This window comes from Rossellomorea vietnamensis (genome assembly GCF_025398035.1).
Lineage (GTDB): Bacteria > Bacillota > Bacilli > Bacillales > Bacillaceae_B > Rossellomorea > Rossellomorea vietnamensis_B.
In genome coordinates, this window is record NZ_CP104558.1 from 3,409,521 (window position 1) to 3,425,043 (window position 15,523).

Consider the following 15,523-nt stretch of genomic DNA (forward strand, 5'->3'; position numbering starts at 1 on the left):
GGAGGCAACACCATGCGATCCACTTTTATGGGCCTGGAAACGGCAAAACGAGGCATGTACACCCAGCAGGGCGCCCTTTATACAACCGGCCACAACATCTCCAACGCCAATACCCCTGGATATACCCGTCAACGAGTCAACTTTGAACAAACGACACCTTATCCTTCCCCAGCCATGAACCGTCCGCAAATCCCAGGCCAAATCGGAACGGGAGTCGAAGCCGGTTCGATTCAACGTGTGCGTGATTCATTCCTGGACATGCAGTACAGAGGCGAAAACCAAAAGCTAGGCTACTGGGAAACAAAAATGGAAGCGATGAAGAAGATGGAAGAAGTCATGAACGAACCATCCGATTCTGGCTTATCAAAAACGATGGATATGTTCTGGCAGTCCCTTCAAGATCTAGCCGTTAACCCTTCCAACTCAGGTGCACGATCAGTCGTCGTCGAAAGAGGAAAAGCGGTTGCAGAAACATTCAACTACTTATCGTCATCTCTAACTAGTGTCAGAGGCGATCTGAAAAATGAGCTGTCTGTCTCTGAAAAGCAAATCAATTCCCTGTCCAGACAAATCGATAACATCAATAAACAAATAGCCGATGTTGAACCACATGGCTATCTTCCAAATGATCTATACGATGAGCGTGACCGCTTGATTGATGAACTTTCACAGCATGTTTCCATCCAAACAAGTTACCAGTCCAATGGGGGAGCGTCGTCGCCGATTGCAGAAGGTGCGGTCACTGTCACATTGGTTGGTAAGGATGGAAACCTGGCCGTCAATCTGGTCGGGCAAGGTGGAGTCAATGAACTTAAGCTTACCTATGATGGGCCACAAAGTTCGGTGGATTCCGTCTCAATTGGTCAGCAAATACTTGATATAAAAGCCTTCTTATCACAAGGCGAAGGAAAGTTGAGAGCCCTTGTTGATACATACGGATATAAAAATAATGACGGTGAAGCAGAAGGCTCATACATTAGTATGCTAGATGAACTGGACAGCATGGCGTATGAATTCGCCAAAGCATTCAATGACCAACATCAACAAGGATTCACACCTGAGCAGATGAACGATCCAAACTTCAATCCTGACACTGATACTCCGGATACACCGAAGTTCTTCCAGGATGCAAAGAATGCATCAGTAGATCTGGATGGTGTTTCAAAAGAAGGATTCGCCCAAAGAATGCAGGTAGCCGATGAAATGAGCAACCTTGATAACATCGCGACAGCAGGTGCAGATAATCCGACCCTCGGAGACGCATCAAACGTTCTCGCACTTGCCGACATCATCACTACGACTAAACTGCCTTACGGTGAAAAAGAAGCCTCATTCCAAAGTCATTATGAATCCGTGATCGGAAAAATGGCCGTAGAATCACAAGAATCTGTCCGCCTCGCTAGCAACTCTGATGTACTAAGAGGCGCAGTGGACGAACGTCGGATGTCAGTAAGTGGAGTCTCGCTGGACGAAGAAATGACGGACATGATCAAATTCCAGCATGCTTACAACGCCTCTGCCAGAATGATCACACTGCAGGACGAAATGCTCGATAAAATCATCAACGGCATGGGGACCGTTGGAAGATAGGTAGGTGAAATAATATGCGTGTAACACAAAGTATGCTGACAGCGAACTCGATGAGAAACCTCAGTTCTTCCTATGGACGAATGGGGCAATTGCAGGACCAGTTGGCGACAGGAAAGAAAATCACGAAGCCTTCGGATGATCCCGTTGTTGCGATGAAAGGGATGTTTTATCGTTCGAACCTGACTGGGATTGAACAGTATAAGAGGAATCTTTCTGAGCTTTACCTATGGATGGAAAACTCGGAGTCCGGAATCGATCAGGCAAATCAAGGTTTACAGCGTGTTCGGGAGTTGACGCTTCAAGGGAAAAATGGAACGTTAAGCCCGGAAGATCGGAAGGCAGTTGCTGTTGAAATAGAGCAAATTAAAAATGACCTTGTCAGTGTTGCTGAAACGAAAGTGGCAGGGAGATATATTTTTCATGGAACGGATGTTGGTAATTCACCGATCAAGGATGGGAAACCCGCAGACGGAAGTGCCCCGCAGGTTGCTGACAATTTAGGCAGCAATGCCATCGATGCTTATCCCGTAGAGGTGTCACAAGGCGTTTCTTTAAAAGCCAACGTTAATCCAAGTAAGGTCTTTAATCAGAAATTATTTGATACAGTACACAACATCCAAAAGGCATTGGAATCTGGAGACGTTTCTGCTCTTGATGGCGAGCTTGGGGAGTTAGATAGCGTCATGAGCACATTATCAGCAGAACGTTCTGAACTCGGTGCCAGGTACAATCGGCTTGAAATGGTCGACGACCGGCTGTCCCAGCAGGAAGTAACGGCCAATCGAATTCTTTCAGATAACGAGGATGCCGACATCGAACGCGTCATCACAGATTTGAAAACCCAGGAAAGTGTCCACAGAGCGGCACTCAGCGTCGGTGCCAGAATCATTCAGCCGACATTAATGGATTTTCTACGATAAAAGCAAGGGGACTGACCCTTTAAGGTGTTTCGTCACCTTAGGGTCCGTCCCTTTTTACATGGAGGTGAGTATGTGTGAACGTTCCACAAATAAGATTGCAGTCCACATCAGCAGCCCTGAGCATCCGGACGACTCCAGGGCGGATGGACATCGAACAACCACCGGCAGTACTGGATATCCAGCAACCGCTTGCAAAGATGGAGATTGAACGGACGCCCTCCAAGCTGACCATCGATCAAACCGAGGCAAGGGCCGATATGGACTTGAAATCGGCGCGCCGCAGGATTGAAGAATTTTCTCAACAAGGCTACGAAGACTGGCTGACGGGACTTGCCCGGGTAGCCCAGGACGGGGACGAGCTGATGATGATCGAGAACGGCGGTAATGCAATCGCCGCTCAGGCGAAGCGGAACAGTGAAGATCAAATGTATGAGTTCAACATAGGATGGATTCCTTCGGCAGGGAGCGTCAAAATTGGATACACTCCCGGAAGCGTAAAAGTGGATGTTGAACCACAAAGGGTGATCAACAATTCTCGTCCACAAAAGCCGAACATCCAGTATACACCTGCCAACGTGGATGTCAGCTTGAAGCGCTACGCCGACTTGCAAATTGATTTTGCGAATTTGAAGCATGTAGGGATCAACTACGAACAAGAAATATAGAATGAAGGAATGAAGCGGATGAAAATTAATACGAAATATCATGGAGAAATAGAAGTGAAGTCAGAAGATGTTCTGACATTTGAACACGGGATCCCCGGGTTTGGGGAAGAGAAGCAGTTTGTATTATTGCCTTTTCCGGAGAATGAGTGGTTTCATATATTGCAATCGGTGAAAACTCCTGAGCTTGGGTTTGTCGTAACGGATCCATTTATGTTCTTTAAAGAATATGACTTTGAATTGGATAAGGCGAGTGTAGAATTACTGGATAATCCTTCTGAAAAAGAAGTGCAGGTCCTTTCTATTCTAACTGTTCGCGAAACACTCCATGAATCAACAGCAAATCTACAAGCTCCAATCATTATCAATCTGGCAAATCGTAAAGGCAAACAAGTCATTCTAACCAACACAGATTACCAAACCAATCACCTGATCTTTGCTCAGCCTGCAGGAAAGAAGGGATGAGGGAATGTTAGTACTGACCAGGAAAACTGGAGAGAGTATTCAGATTGGGGATGACATCGAGCTAACGGTTATTTCTGTAAAAGGGGATCAGGTAAAATTGGGAATCAACGCACCAAAGAACGTGGATATTCATAGAAAAGAAGTTTATCTCTCTATCCAGGAAGAAAACACCGAAGCTTCCAAAGGAATCGACAACCTCTTTACCCTTTTGCCAAAAAATGATTAATTATTTTTCTCAAACTATTAAACACTAGTAGAAACGTCCGATATTAGTATTGTAGGTAATGAGGAGAAGGGCGGCCGACCTTTGTGACTCGTTGCAAACTAATAAAATGATATGGTTCACAAGGATGTGGACTTACTTTCAAGGAGGAAATTATTGTTATGAGAATTAATCATAATATTGCTGCGTTGAATACTTACCGTCAGTTGAATAGTGCTTCAAATGCACAGTCTAAGTCTATGGAGAAATTATCATCCGGTCTTCGTATTAACAAAGCTGGGGATGACGCAGCAGGGTTATCTATTTCAGAAAAAATGCGTGGACAAATTCGAGGGTTAGAACAAGCTTCTCGAAATGCCCAGGATGGAATCTCGCTAATTCAAACTGCAGAGGGTGCACTAAGCGAAACACACTCTATTTTACAACGTATGAGAGAACTAGCGGTTCAAGCGTCTAATGACACTAATGTGACTGCTGACCGTGTATCAATTTCAGATGAGTTAACAGAATTGAAAGCAGAAATCACTCGTATTTCTGATGAAACTGAATTTAATACTCAAAAGCTTATTAAAGCTTCAGGAACATATAACTTCCAAGTTGGTGCAAATTCAGGACAAGTCATTGCACTTTCTATTACTACAATGAGTGCAACGGCTTTAGGTTTAACTGCAGGCGCAATTACTGTTGGTAGTAATGGAGCTGCAAATACTGCTATTTCGAACATTAATGATGCAATTGAATCTGTTTCCACTATGAGATCGAAGTTTGGTGCAGTTCAAAATCGTTTAGAACATACTATCAATAACCTTAATACGGGCTCTGAAAACTTAACGGCGGCAGAATCTCGAATCCGTGATGTGGATATGGCCCAAGAGATGATGGCACAAACGAAAAACTCAATTCTTTCACAAGCTGCTCAAGCGATGCTTGCTCAAGCAAACCAACAACCTCAAGGGGTTTTACAGTTACTTCGTTAATTAGCTTAAATATTCAATAAGGCAACCAATTTATTGGTTGCCTTTTTAAAAGGATGCATGTAAATGGTTTTAGTACAAGAGAAGTATAAAATTGAAACACTCGATAGTAAAAGTGGTATAAAAAGTTTGAGAATTAACAGTTTACTGGTTCACAGCAAATATGCCCCTATAGAAGAAGCTAAGAAAATAGTGAACTCTTCATATAAAAAGAATCATTTACATATTTTGTTTGGTATTGGACTTGGATATTTAGCAGATTCTATTATTGAAAAAATGAGCGAATCTGATAGGTTAATAATAATTGAGCCTGATGAAGAGGTATATGAGCTAGCTTTCAAATTTAATAAACTCTCTATTACTTCTTGTCCTAATGTTAGCATTTGCTTAGGCAAGGATTTAACTTTATTCGAATCTCTCTTGAACTCAGGATTTCAAGAGTACATGGGTAGGTTTACAATAATTGAAACACCCAATTATCAAAAGTTGTATCCGGCTCTATATAAAAAATGCTTAGAAATTTCCAAAGATCAGCTCCTGATGGAAGTTATCAATAATAATACTCGCCACATATTTTCTCAGAAATGGCAAGAAAACTATACTTCAAATTTATATTCTGCATTCACCTCCCACAATATTGAAGATTTAACAGGGAAGCTGAATTGCCCGATTGTGATTGCTTCAGGTGGCCCCTCTTTAACTAAACAACTTCCATTATTAAAGGTGAATTGCGATAAAGTATTTCTCATTTGCGCTGGATCTACTATTAATTCATTGTTAAATGAAGGTATTACACCTAATCTTGTCGTAACAGTAGATGGCGGTGAACCAAACTATACTCATTTTGAAGATATTGACATTTCTCATATTCCTATGGCATATCCGCTCATTGTTCATAAAAAAATCCCTGCCCTTCATAATGGAAAACAGTTTACATTTAACATTTCGGATCATACACTCATGAATAAATGGACAAATAAATTACTTCAGCGAGAAAATGGATTTATCCAAACTGGTCATTCAGTAGCCAATTTTTCCTTGGATATTGCAATGAAGTTAACTACTGCTCCCGTTGCATTAATCGGACAGGATCTCGCATATACAAACAATCAAACCCATGCTTCTGGGAATAAAGGAAAATACGGTATTGATAAAGAAAAAGAAAAACAAAGAAAAATGTATTACACGGAAGGTTACAATGGAGAAAAGGTTTTAACGGATTATGTGTTTAATGGTATGCAAAAGGGATTTGAGCAATATGTAAACATGGTTGGTGGTCAGAAACATCGGCTATTCAATTGTACTGAAGGTGGAGTGAAAATTAGCGGATTTCAGCAGGTCCCTTTTAAACAGTTTTTAGATAGTTATTGTAAGGTTTCAAAAAAAACCACTTTGATTGATGCACTTCCAGATATAAATGAACGTTCTAATGAAGAATGGAACCAATTTAGAATTGAAGTTGAAGAGTTATTGTGTATTCATGAGGAGATAATACACCTTACTGATGAAGTTAATACAATATTAGCTGAAATCAAAGAAAATAATTTCTTGTTTGATACAATTAGTAACGAAAGGCTTTCCCAATACGAAAATGAATTGAAGGAATACTTGCATAATGAATTTCTATTTTATATTTTGAGGCCAGTTATCTTTAAAGTACAGCATAGTTATTTAGAACAAGACAATGAATCCTTTGAAGATAGTAATAAACGAGTTTATAACAAGACAAGTTTGCTTTTTGAAGGAATTAAGGAATCTACAAAAATTAGTCATTCATTTTTATTGGAATTACTGGACAAATTAAGTGAAAATGAAAAAAAGAGGGATAAAAATGTCACATAATGAGTTAGTCTTGGAAACGATTGAGAGCCTAGAGGAATACCTGCCGAAAGTAGCAAATGAGGCTATTATTATTGCAGAATTGCTTAGAAAAGATAAAGAATCAGAAGCTATGGACAGAATTCAAAAGGTTATTAGTGCAATTGAATGGGTAGTTAGTGCTATTAATGGAATTAAAGGAGTAGATTTTCCTCTGAATATAGATACATATGAAATAAACGAATACCTATTTGAAATTCAAGATGGGTTACATTTTAATGATACAGTCTTAATAGCAGATATTTTCGAATATGAGATCAATCCTGCAATGCTTAAGTGGTTAGAGAGACTTGAAAAGGATAAGTGAAGAGAAGTTGAACTGGGAATTAGTGAAAACTAAAGGACACAAAACAGTTAAGGTGAATCATGACGGGAAAGAATATTATTTGCATAGTAGGTATAATCCAATAAAGGAAGCATCTTCATGGGTCAATGGGCTCCCAAGAATACTGCAAGATGAAATCATCGTCATTGGATTAGGCTTGGGGTACCATATTGCAGAATTAAAAAAGATGTATCCCGATATAACAATTCACGTTTTTGAATTTAACACAAAATATGTTCATTGGCTGATTGAACACAGGTTAATTGTGGAGGATCTTTTAAATGAACAAGTTGTCTTGCATTTTAACCAAAATAGTATCTTTAACGAGATAAGGCAAATGCTTAATGAAACTAAAGAAAACTTTTTTATCTATAAACCTTCCTTAGAGCTTATTGAGAACGAAGATCTGAAAAGGTCTTTGGAATCTTTTCATTTATATAATAGAACGATCTTAGAACAGTCTGGGAATTTAATAGAGAATTTTAATCTTAACATTACCTTAAGAGATAAAGAAATCAGTAATGAACTATTCAATTTCCATGATCATACTTGTATTTTGGTATCCGCAGGCCCCTCACTAACAAAACAATTAAGTATGCTAAAGCGAGTGAGTCTTGATGGGAAATTTAAAATAATTTGTGTTGGTACCGCTGTAATACCACTACTTGCAGAGAATATCAAACCAGATTTAATTATGATATCCGACCCTAAAGATAATATATTTAAACAACTAGAGGGGATAAATACGACAGGTATTCCTTTGGTTTATTTGAGTACAGCAAATCATTTAACAGTTAAGAGTTATTCGGGACAAAGGTTTATTGCTTGGCAAAAAGGTTTTCAACAAGCAGAAATAAATGCTCAGAGTAATTCGATTCTCTTAGAAACAGGTGGCTCAGTAGCAACATGTCTACTGGATATGCTTGTGAAATTAGGTTGTAAACGCATAGGATTAGTAGGACAAGACCTTTCATTTACAGAGAATTTTTCACATGCTGCAAATGCTCATGCGCAAAAAGTAATTCAAGAAAACTATAAGTACATAGAAGTGAAAGATTTTTATGGGACTGGTAAGGTAAAAACCTCCAAAAACCTATATGCTTATTTAAAATGGTTTGAAAGATATGCCAGGACTCATCAAGAATTAGAATTGTGTAATTGTACTGAAGGTGGAGCATTTATTAAGGGATGGAAACATATGTCCCTGAGAGAATTTCTAAAATTGTAATAGCTCGGAGTTGTAATATGCAAAAAAAGGTATATGTGGAAGAAGCCAAAAATGGGAAATACACCTGCAAATATTTAATTGAAGGAAAATGGAAGTATTTGTATTCAAAGTATAGACCAGAAGAGAACATTAAAGACATTCCTTTAGATCCTGAAGCAGAATGTTATATTGTCTTGGGGTTGGGAATGGGATATGAACTAGATAAAATTAGTAAACAAACTTCAAAACCTATTATTGTTATAGAATATGAAATTGCTTTTTTAGATGAGTTATTGAGAATAAAACGAGATGAAGTAAATACATTTTCTACCAAGGTGGATTTTTACTTTGGTATTGATTATAAACAAATTAATCCATCTCAACATAGAGTGCAAGTGATAATAAATGAAAACCTTATACAATGTAATTTAACATACTATAATAATGTAATAAAATATTTCTCAAGTTTGAAAAGAACTTTATCGAAGGTAGTATGTGCCTTTGAACACCCAACTATCATAAAGGATTGTATTGATGCGTTTGAACAATTGAATTATAAAGTTCATGAAATGCCTTGGAATAGTATTGAACTGATGAAGAAACAAGTGGCACTTATTAATCCCGACATCATATTTAGCATAAACTATAGTGATAAAATTGCAAAAATTAGTGACACATTAGATATCCCTTATGTTTCTTGGACAGTAGATACCCCTGCATATTCTCTTTATAAACCTGAAAATATTTCAAGAGATAAGAGTTATTATTTTGTCTACGATGAAAGAGTGGTTGAACACTTAAAAAAATCAGGAGTTAGACAAGTCTTCTATTTACCTGTTGCTGCTAACGTGGAAAGGCTAGAAAGAGTTGTATTAAATACTATCGACCTAAACAAATACTCTACTCAGGTATCTTTTGTGGGAAGTAGTGGTCTTTATAATGAATTTTCGTCTTTTATTAAACCGAAGCTCTCAAAAGAAATTCTTTCTGAAATTAATCGAATTCTAAATATTCAATCCAAAAGTGAAGAATACATATTAAGTGAATTACTGGACATTACTTTGTTAAATAAGATAGAACAGGTTTCACAATATAAAATTAATACTGTTCAACACACTCTTCTTTCGCCATTAGATAAACTTGGTTTTATTTTAGGAAGGTATCACACCTATATTGAACGCATTGCTATACTTTGGGAATTACACAAAAGATTTGATCTGCGGATTTACGGAGATGAGAGCTGGCTCACACAAGGTAATAAGTTCAATGGTGTTTTTAAAGGTTTAGTAGAACACTATGAGGAAATGCCCAAAGTGTTTAAACGATCAAAGATAAATATTAATATTACAAGATGTTTTGTTGAAAGCGGATTGCCAATGAGAGTATTTGACGTATTAGGGTCGAAGGGTTTTCTCATTTCAAATTATAAAGACGACATTTCCAGATTATTTAACGATGGTAAGGATTTAGTGGTTTACCGAGATAGAAAAGATTTAATAGACCAAATTAATTATTATTTAATTAACGATAAAGAAAGACAAAGAATTAAATACCAAGGATTTGAAACAGTAACGAAGTATCATACTTACATAGAGAGAATAAAGAAAATGATGGATATTCTTTCAGACCATCCTAGATAGAGAGACTTTTTATAAATTATGATGCTGGCATAGCCAGCTTTTATTTTTTGTAATATTAATTCTGGTTTAAATTTCCACGTTAAAATCGTAGGGAAGTCCTTATAAAATAGATAATAATTCCGATAAAAGACAATGAGGAAGTTTATAAAATTTCATTAGAAATGAGAGATTTAAATGTTTGAAATAGTTGGGAAAAGCATCCTCATCACAGGGGGAACTGGATCATTTGGAAAAAAGTTTATAAAGAAGATTTTAGATTATGATGTGAAAAAAGTAATTGTTTTGAGTAGAGATGAACTCAAACAATATGAAATGGCTCAGGAATTCACAGATTCCCGAATAAGGTTTTTTATAGGAGACGTAAGGGATAAAGATCGTTTATATAGAGCATTTGATGGGGTGGATGTAGTAATACATGCTGCAGCTTTAAAGCATGTTGGTGCGTGTGAGTACAACCCGTTTGAAGCAGTAAAAACAAATATCCATGGGGCACAAAACATAATTGAAGCAGCAATTGATCGGGGAGTACAGAGGGTAATTGCTTTAAGTACAGACAAAGCAGCGAGTCCGATTAACTTGTATGGAGCTACTAAATTAGCTTCTGATAAATTATTCGTTGCAGGAAATTCATATGCAGGGAATAAAGAAACTAGATTTTCTGTCGTTCGTTATGGAAATGTAGTGGGCAGCAGGGGTAGTGTTGTTCCTTTCTTTAAGAAACTTAAAGAACAGGGCGAGGTTCAAATTCCCATTACCGATGAACGTATGACCCGTTTTTGGCTTACTTTGGATCAAGGTGTTCAATTTGTAATTGATAATCTCAGCAGAATGAATGGGGGAGAAATATTCATTCCGAAAATCCCTAGTATGCGAGTGACGGATTTAGCAAAAGCTATCGCTCCTGAATGTGAAATTCAAATTGTTGGGATTCGACCTGGAGAAAAGTTACATGAAGCGATGATCACTGAAGATGATGCACGCCATACACTGGAATATGATACTCACTATGTCATTCAACCAGAATTTCCTTGGTGGAGAGAAGAATACTCACTCGGAGGTAAGCCGCTGCCTGAAGGATTCACGTATGTAAGCAACCAAAACCAGGAATGGCTGACAGTTGAACAATTAAGAGATTTGGTAGAAGGAATGCAGCACTCCTTCTCATAAATGGGAGCAATCAATTATGTCTAAAATTAGAGAAACGTATCTTCCTTATGGGAAGCAGTGGATTGATCAAGAAGATATTGAAGAGGTAATAAAAATCTTAAAGAGCGATTATCTCACTACCGGACCTGCGGTATTAAAATTTGAAGAAGCAATCGCGAATTATGTTGGCTCTGCCTATGCAGTAGCATTTTGTAATGGAACTGCTGCCTTACATGGGGCTTGTTTCGCTGCGGGCATTTCAGAGGGGGATGAAGTAATAACAACTCCCCTTACATTCGCAGCGAGTTCCAATTGTGTGCTGTATCAAGGTGGCGTACCAGTATTTGCTGATATTGATCCCCATACATATAATATTGATCCTGAAGAAATTGAAAGAAAAATCACTTCGAAGACAAAAGCAATCATACCAGTTGATTTTACTGGCCAGCCTGTGAATTTGGATAAAATCATAGAAATTGCCGATAAACATGATCTTGTAGTCATTGAAGATGCAGCACATGCCCTTGGAGCTACTTATAAAGGACAAAAAGTCGGTTCTATAAGTGATATGACGATGTTTAGTTTTCACCCGGTAAAACATATTACTTCAGGTGAAGGTGGCATCATCACTACAGATAACAAAGAATATTATGAGAAATTGATGCAGTTCCGTTCACATGGTATTACAAGAGATAAAGTAAAGCTAAAAGAAGACCATGGACCTTGGTATTATGAGATGCAGTTTTTAGGATATAATTACCGGATGACTGATATTCAGGCTGCGCTTGGGACTAGTCAATTGAAAAAAATTGATAAATTTATAGACTTAAGAAGAAAAATTGTTACAGCTTACAACGAAGGTTTTAAGGAGATAGAAGAGATAAACATTCCATATCAAGACAATAATGGAGAATCTAGCTGGCACCTTTACATAGTTAAATTGTCTTTAGAAAAATTAAAAGTTAGAAAAAAAGAAATTTTTGAAGCATTACTCTCCGAAAATATTGGGGTGAATGTACATTATATCCCAGTTCATTTACAGCCTTATTATTCCCAACTAGGATACAAGAGGGGAATTTGCCCAAAGGCGGAAAAATTGTATGAGGAAATTATCACTTTACCACTTTTTCCTGCTATGTCTATGGATGATGTATACGATGTTATCTCTGCAGTAAATAAAGTAATAAATTATTATCGAAAGTAGGGTAATGATGAAAATTGCAGCTATTATCCAAGCAAGAATGGGTTCAACAAGGCTTTCAGGAAAAGTCATGAAAGAATTAGAGGGAAAAACAGTTTTATCTCATGTGATTGAACGAGTAAGACAATCGAAGTTAATCCAAGATATTATAATAGCAACAACAACTCATGAGCGAGACAACATTATTGAAACGGAAGCAATATATTGCGGTAGTAAGGTCTATCGGGGTAGTGAAGATGATGTCCTTAGCCGTTATTATTTTGCTGCAAAAGAGTATAATGTTGAAAACATTATTCGGATTACATCAGACTGCCCGCTAATTGATCCGAATGTTATTGATGAAATAATTGAATTCTATTTAAAGGGGACCTATGAGCTTTTAACGAATGCTGGATCAGATCTTACGCAAAGAACATATCCTAGAGGGTTGGATATAGAAATTTTTTCATTTGAAGTTTTAGAGAAAGCTTTCATTAACGGAAAAGAAAGCTATCATCGAGAACACGTCACTCCTTACATATATGAACAAAGCAAAAAAATCTATTATTTCAAAAACAAAGTTGATTATTCTAAATATCGCTGGACGTTAGATACTAAAGAGGATTTTGAGCTGATAAGTGAAATCTATAGCAGACTTTTTAAAGGAGCTCATGATTTTTACCTACCAGATATCATTGAGCTATTTAAGGAAGAACCAGATCTTCATACAATCAATGCACATATTGAACAAAAGAAAATTAATTAATAAGGATGGAAATTATGAGGGCACTGATATTCACTGAAGGTGGAAGTCATATTGGACTGGGACATATCTCTAGGTGCAGCTCTTTATATGATGAATTGGAAAAAAGGGAAATCGACGTTGAATTCATCATTAATGGTGATTTAGAGCAATTTGAAATAATAAAGGATAAGCAATACAAAGTTATTAATTGGTTATCAAAAAACTTTTTAAAAAGCTATATAAAACCGGATGATTATTGTATCGTAGACTCATATTTAGCCGGAGAAGAGTTGTATCAAGTTATTTCATACCTAGCAAAGCAGTCTTTATTTATTGATGATATTGCAAGAATTAAATATCCAAAAGGAATAGTTGTGAATCCATCTCTAAGTACAAAAGCAGTTAATTATCTTAACAAAGATACTAACTGCTATTTGCTTGGGCCAAAATATATTATATTGAGAAGTCCCTTCATTCAAGTTAAAAGAGAGTATATTAACCCCAAAATTAAAGAAGTACTAATTACACTAGGTGGATCAGATATACACAATTTAACTCCGAATATTTTAAAACAACTTAAAAATAATAACTCAGATATTATTTTTAATGTAGTTATAGGGAATACATTTGAAAATATTGGAAAAATAAAGAGCGTTAGCACAAAGAATATCCAATTATATGAGAATGCCACAGCTGAAGAAATGAAGTCTATTATGCTAAGATCGGACTTTGCTATAACCGCAGCCGGACAGACAATTTATGAGTTGATAACCACGCAAACACCTTTTATTCCCATAAAAGTTATAGAGAATCAGCATAATAATATTTTAGCTTTAAAAGAACTCGATTTGGTTGAAATAACACTTGAATATAACGATCCTTTCTTTAATGAAAAGTTAATTTTTGAAGTCGAAAATATTATGAGATTGAGTAACCGTACTAATTTGATTGAAAAGTGTAGTAAAGTCATTGATGGATTGGGTAGTAAAAGAATTATTGATGCTCTAATACCAGGAGAATTTATGAAAGATAATTTTTATTTGAGAAAAGCAAAAGATGAAGATGTTTTTGATGTATTCCAATTATCTAATGAGGATTATGTAAGAAAATATTCGATTAATACTGCTAAAATTGAATGGGAAAATCATAAGGTCTGGTTTGAAAACATTTTGAAATCTAATAGCCATGTATTTTATGTGGTTACTGATAATACAGATGAATTTTTAGGGCAATTGAGATATAAAATTGAGAATGATTCTGCAACCATAAGTATCAGCTTGTGCAAATTAATTACTGGAAAAGGGTTAAGTAAAGTACTTGTTAAAAAGAGTATGGAATTAATTTGCGAGGAAAGTACAGGATTAAAGAATATTATAGCCTATGTATCAAACGATAATATTGCATCTAGAAAGCTATTTGAAAATACAGGCTTTATACTACAGGAAAGTAATAATAGAATGCTAAAGTATAATTACTCAATTAATTAGAGGAGAATTATAATACATGCTTATTGATAAATTTGATATATCTAAAAAGGTATTTGTCATTGCGGAGATGTCGGCCAATCATGGACGTGATATAAATATAGCGAAAGAAACAATAAGAGCTGCCAAAGAAGCTGGGGCGGATGCTATAAAGTTACAAACGTATACTCCTGATACAATAACAATTGATTGTGATGATGAGTACTTTCAAGTGAAACAAGGAACAATTTGGGATGGCCGAACATTATATGATTTGTATAAAGAAGCTTATACTCCGTGGCAATGGCATGAAGAGTTAATGGACTATGCTAAAGAACTCGGATTAATTTGCTTTTCAAGCCCTTTTGATAAAACAGCAGTTGATTTATTAGAAAGCTTAAACGTACCGGCCTATAAAGTTGCTTCTTTTGAAATAACTGATACACCTTTAATCGAATATATTGCATCAAAAGGGAAACCTATTATTATCTCTACCGGTATAGCAACACTGGGTGAGATTGATGAAGCTGTACAATCATGTAAAAGAGTAGGTAATGACCAAATCATTTTACTTAAATGCACCTCTGCATATCCCGCAAAGATTGAAGACGCAAACCTATTAACTATGCAAAATTTAAAAGAAACTTTTAATGTTGAAGTGGGCTTGTCAGACCATACTTTAGGGGTAACTTTACCCATTGTTTCAGTAGCACTAGGAGCAAAAGTCATTGAAAAGCATTTTATTCTGGATAAAAGTATTGGTGGTCCAGATGCTAGCTTTTCACTAGACAAACAAGAGTTTAAATTACTTGTTGATTCAGTAAGGGATGCAGAGAAAGCGCTGGGAAAAGTTGATTATGAGCTTACTGAGAAAAAGGTGAAAAGCAGAGAATTTTCTCGTTCTTTATTTGTAGTAAAGGATATTAAAGAAGGGGAGGTATTAAGTAAAGAAAATGTCCGATCTATTCGTCCTGGGTTTGGACTAGCTCCAAAATACAGTAAGAACGTCTATGGTTCTACAGCTAGCCAAGATATTAAAAGAGGATCACCACTGGATTGGAAGCATTTAAAATAAGCCGTCGGTAATAGATTGGAAGTCATGAAA

The 15,523-nt window shown here is 36.6% G+C and carries 15 protein-coding genes; all 15 read left to right on the forward strand.

The window, feature by feature from the left end; genetic code table 11:
* Positions 1 to 12 precede the first annotated feature (12 nt).
* The 15 genes from flgK (at position 13) to pseI (ending at position 15,493) form a co-directional block, all read left to right on the forward strand.
* A complete protein-coding gene (gene flgK, locus N5C46_RS17395; protein ID WP_261749579.1) occupies positions 13 to 1,590 on the forward strand; it encodes a flagellar hook-associated protein FlgK in 1,578 nt (525 codons plus the stop codon).
* 14 nt (positions 1,591 to 1,604) lie between these two features.
* Positions 1,605 to 2,510, forward strand: coding sequence for a flagellar hook-associated protein FlgL (gene flgL, locus N5C46_RS17400; protein ID WP_261749580.1), 906 nt, complete (start codon positions 1,605 to 1,607; stop codon positions 2,508 to 2,510).
* A 74-nt stretch (positions 2,511 to 2,584) separates the two neighbouring features.
* A complete protein-coding gene (locus tag N5C46_RS17405) occupies positions 2,585 to 3,175 on the forward strand; it encodes a DUF6470 family protein (RefSeq protein WP_261749581.1) in 591 nt (196 codons plus the stop codon).
* Between the two features lie 18 nt (positions 3,176 to 3,193).
* Positions 3,194 to 3,637: a flagellar assembly protein FliW gene (gene fliW, locus N5C46_RS17410; RefSeq protein WP_261749582.1), complete on the forward strand. Its 444-nt coding sequence runs from the start codon at positions 3,194 to 3,196 to the stop codon at positions 3,635 to 3,637.
* Positions 3,638 to 3,641: 4 nt separating this feature from the next.
* Positions 3,642 to 3,863 carry a carbon storage regulator CsrA gene (gene csrA, locus N5C46_RS17415; protein ID WP_261749583.1) on the forward strand — a complete coding sequence of 74 codons (222 nt, stop codon included), beginning with the start codon at positions 3,642 to 3,644 and terminating at the stop codon, positions 3,861 to 3,863.
* Positions 3,864 to 4,021: 158 nt separating this feature from the next.
* A complete protein-coding gene (locus N5C46_RS17420) occupies positions 4,022 to 4,837 on the forward strand; it encodes a flagellin N-terminal helical domain-containing protein (protein ID WP_261749584.1) in 816 nt (271 codons plus the stop codon).
* A 63-nt stretch (positions 4,838 to 4,900) separates the two neighbouring features.
* The gene (locus N5C46_RS17425) at positions 4,901 to 6,676 is read left to right on the forward strand and encodes a motility associated factor glycosyltransferase family protein (RefSeq protein WP_261749585.1); all 1,776 of its coding nucleotides are present in this window, start codon (positions 4,901 to 4,903) and stop codon (positions 6,674 to 6,676) included.
* Positions 6,666 to 7,019 (forward strand): DUF8042 domain-containing protein, encoded by a 354-nt coding sequence (locus N5C46_RS17430; protein WP_261749586.1) that lies wholly within the window; start codon positions 6,666 to 6,668, stop codon positions 7,017 to 7,019. Before N5C46_RS17425 ends, N5C46_RS17430 begins: the two co-directional genes overlap by 11 nt.
* 7 nt (positions 7,020 to 7,026) lie before the next feature.
* Positions 7,027 to 8,265 carry a motility associated factor glycosyltransferase family protein gene (locus tag N5C46_RS17435; protein ID WP_261749587.1) on the forward strand — a complete coding sequence of 413 codons (1,239 nt, stop codon included), beginning with the start codon at positions 7,027 to 7,029 and terminating at the stop codon, positions 8,263 to 8,265.
* A gap of 17 nt (positions 8,266 to 8,282) precedes the next feature.
* Positions 8,283 to 9,884, forward strand: a complete 1,602-nt coding sequence (locus N5C46_RS17440; protein ID WP_261749588.1) for a glycosyltransferase family protein — start codon at positions 8,283 to 8,285, stop codon at positions 9,882 to 9,884.
* A gap of 174 nt (positions 9,885 to 10,058) precedes the next feature.
* Positions 10,059 to 11,051 carry a UDP-N-acetylglucosamine 4,6-dehydratase (inverting) gene (pseB, locus tag N5C46_RS17445; RefSeq protein ID WP_261749589.1) on the forward strand — a complete coding sequence of 331 codons (993 nt, stop codon included), beginning with the start codon at positions 10,059 to 10,061 and terminating at the stop codon, positions 11,049 to 11,051.
* A 16-nt stretch (positions 11,052 to 11,067) separates the two neighbouring features.
* Positions 11,068 to 12,234, forward strand: coding sequence for a UDP-4-amino-4,6-dideoxy-N-acetyl-beta-L-altrosamine transaminase (gene pseC, locus N5C46_RS17450; protein WP_261749590.1), 1,167 nt, complete (start codon positions 11,068 to 11,070; stop codon positions 12,232 to 12,234).
* A gap of 7 nt (positions 12,235 to 12,241) precedes the next feature.
* Complete coding sequence (locus tag N5C46_RS17455) at positions 12,242 to 12,976, forward strand: cytidylyltransferase domain-containing protein (protein ID WP_261749591.1); 735 nt, start codon at positions 12,242 to 12,244, stop codon at positions 12,974 to 12,976.
* A 14-nt stretch (positions 12,977 to 12,990) separates the two neighbouring features.
* Positions 12,991 to 14,442, forward strand: coding sequence for a UDP-2,4-diacetamido-2,4,6-trideoxy-beta-L-altropyranose hydrolase (pseG, locus tag N5C46_RS17460; protein WP_261749592.1), 1,452 nt, complete (start codon positions 12,991 to 12,993; stop codon positions 14,440 to 14,442).
* Between the two features lie 16 nt (positions 14,443 to 14,458).
* The gene (gene pseI / locus N5C46_RS17465) at positions 14,459 to 15,493 is read left to right on the forward strand and encodes a pseudaminic acid synthase (protein ID WP_261749593.1); all 1,035 of its coding nucleotides are present in this window, start codon (positions 14,459 to 14,461) and stop codon (positions 15,491 to 15,493) included.
* Positions 15,494 to 15,523: the final 30 nt, after the last annotated feature.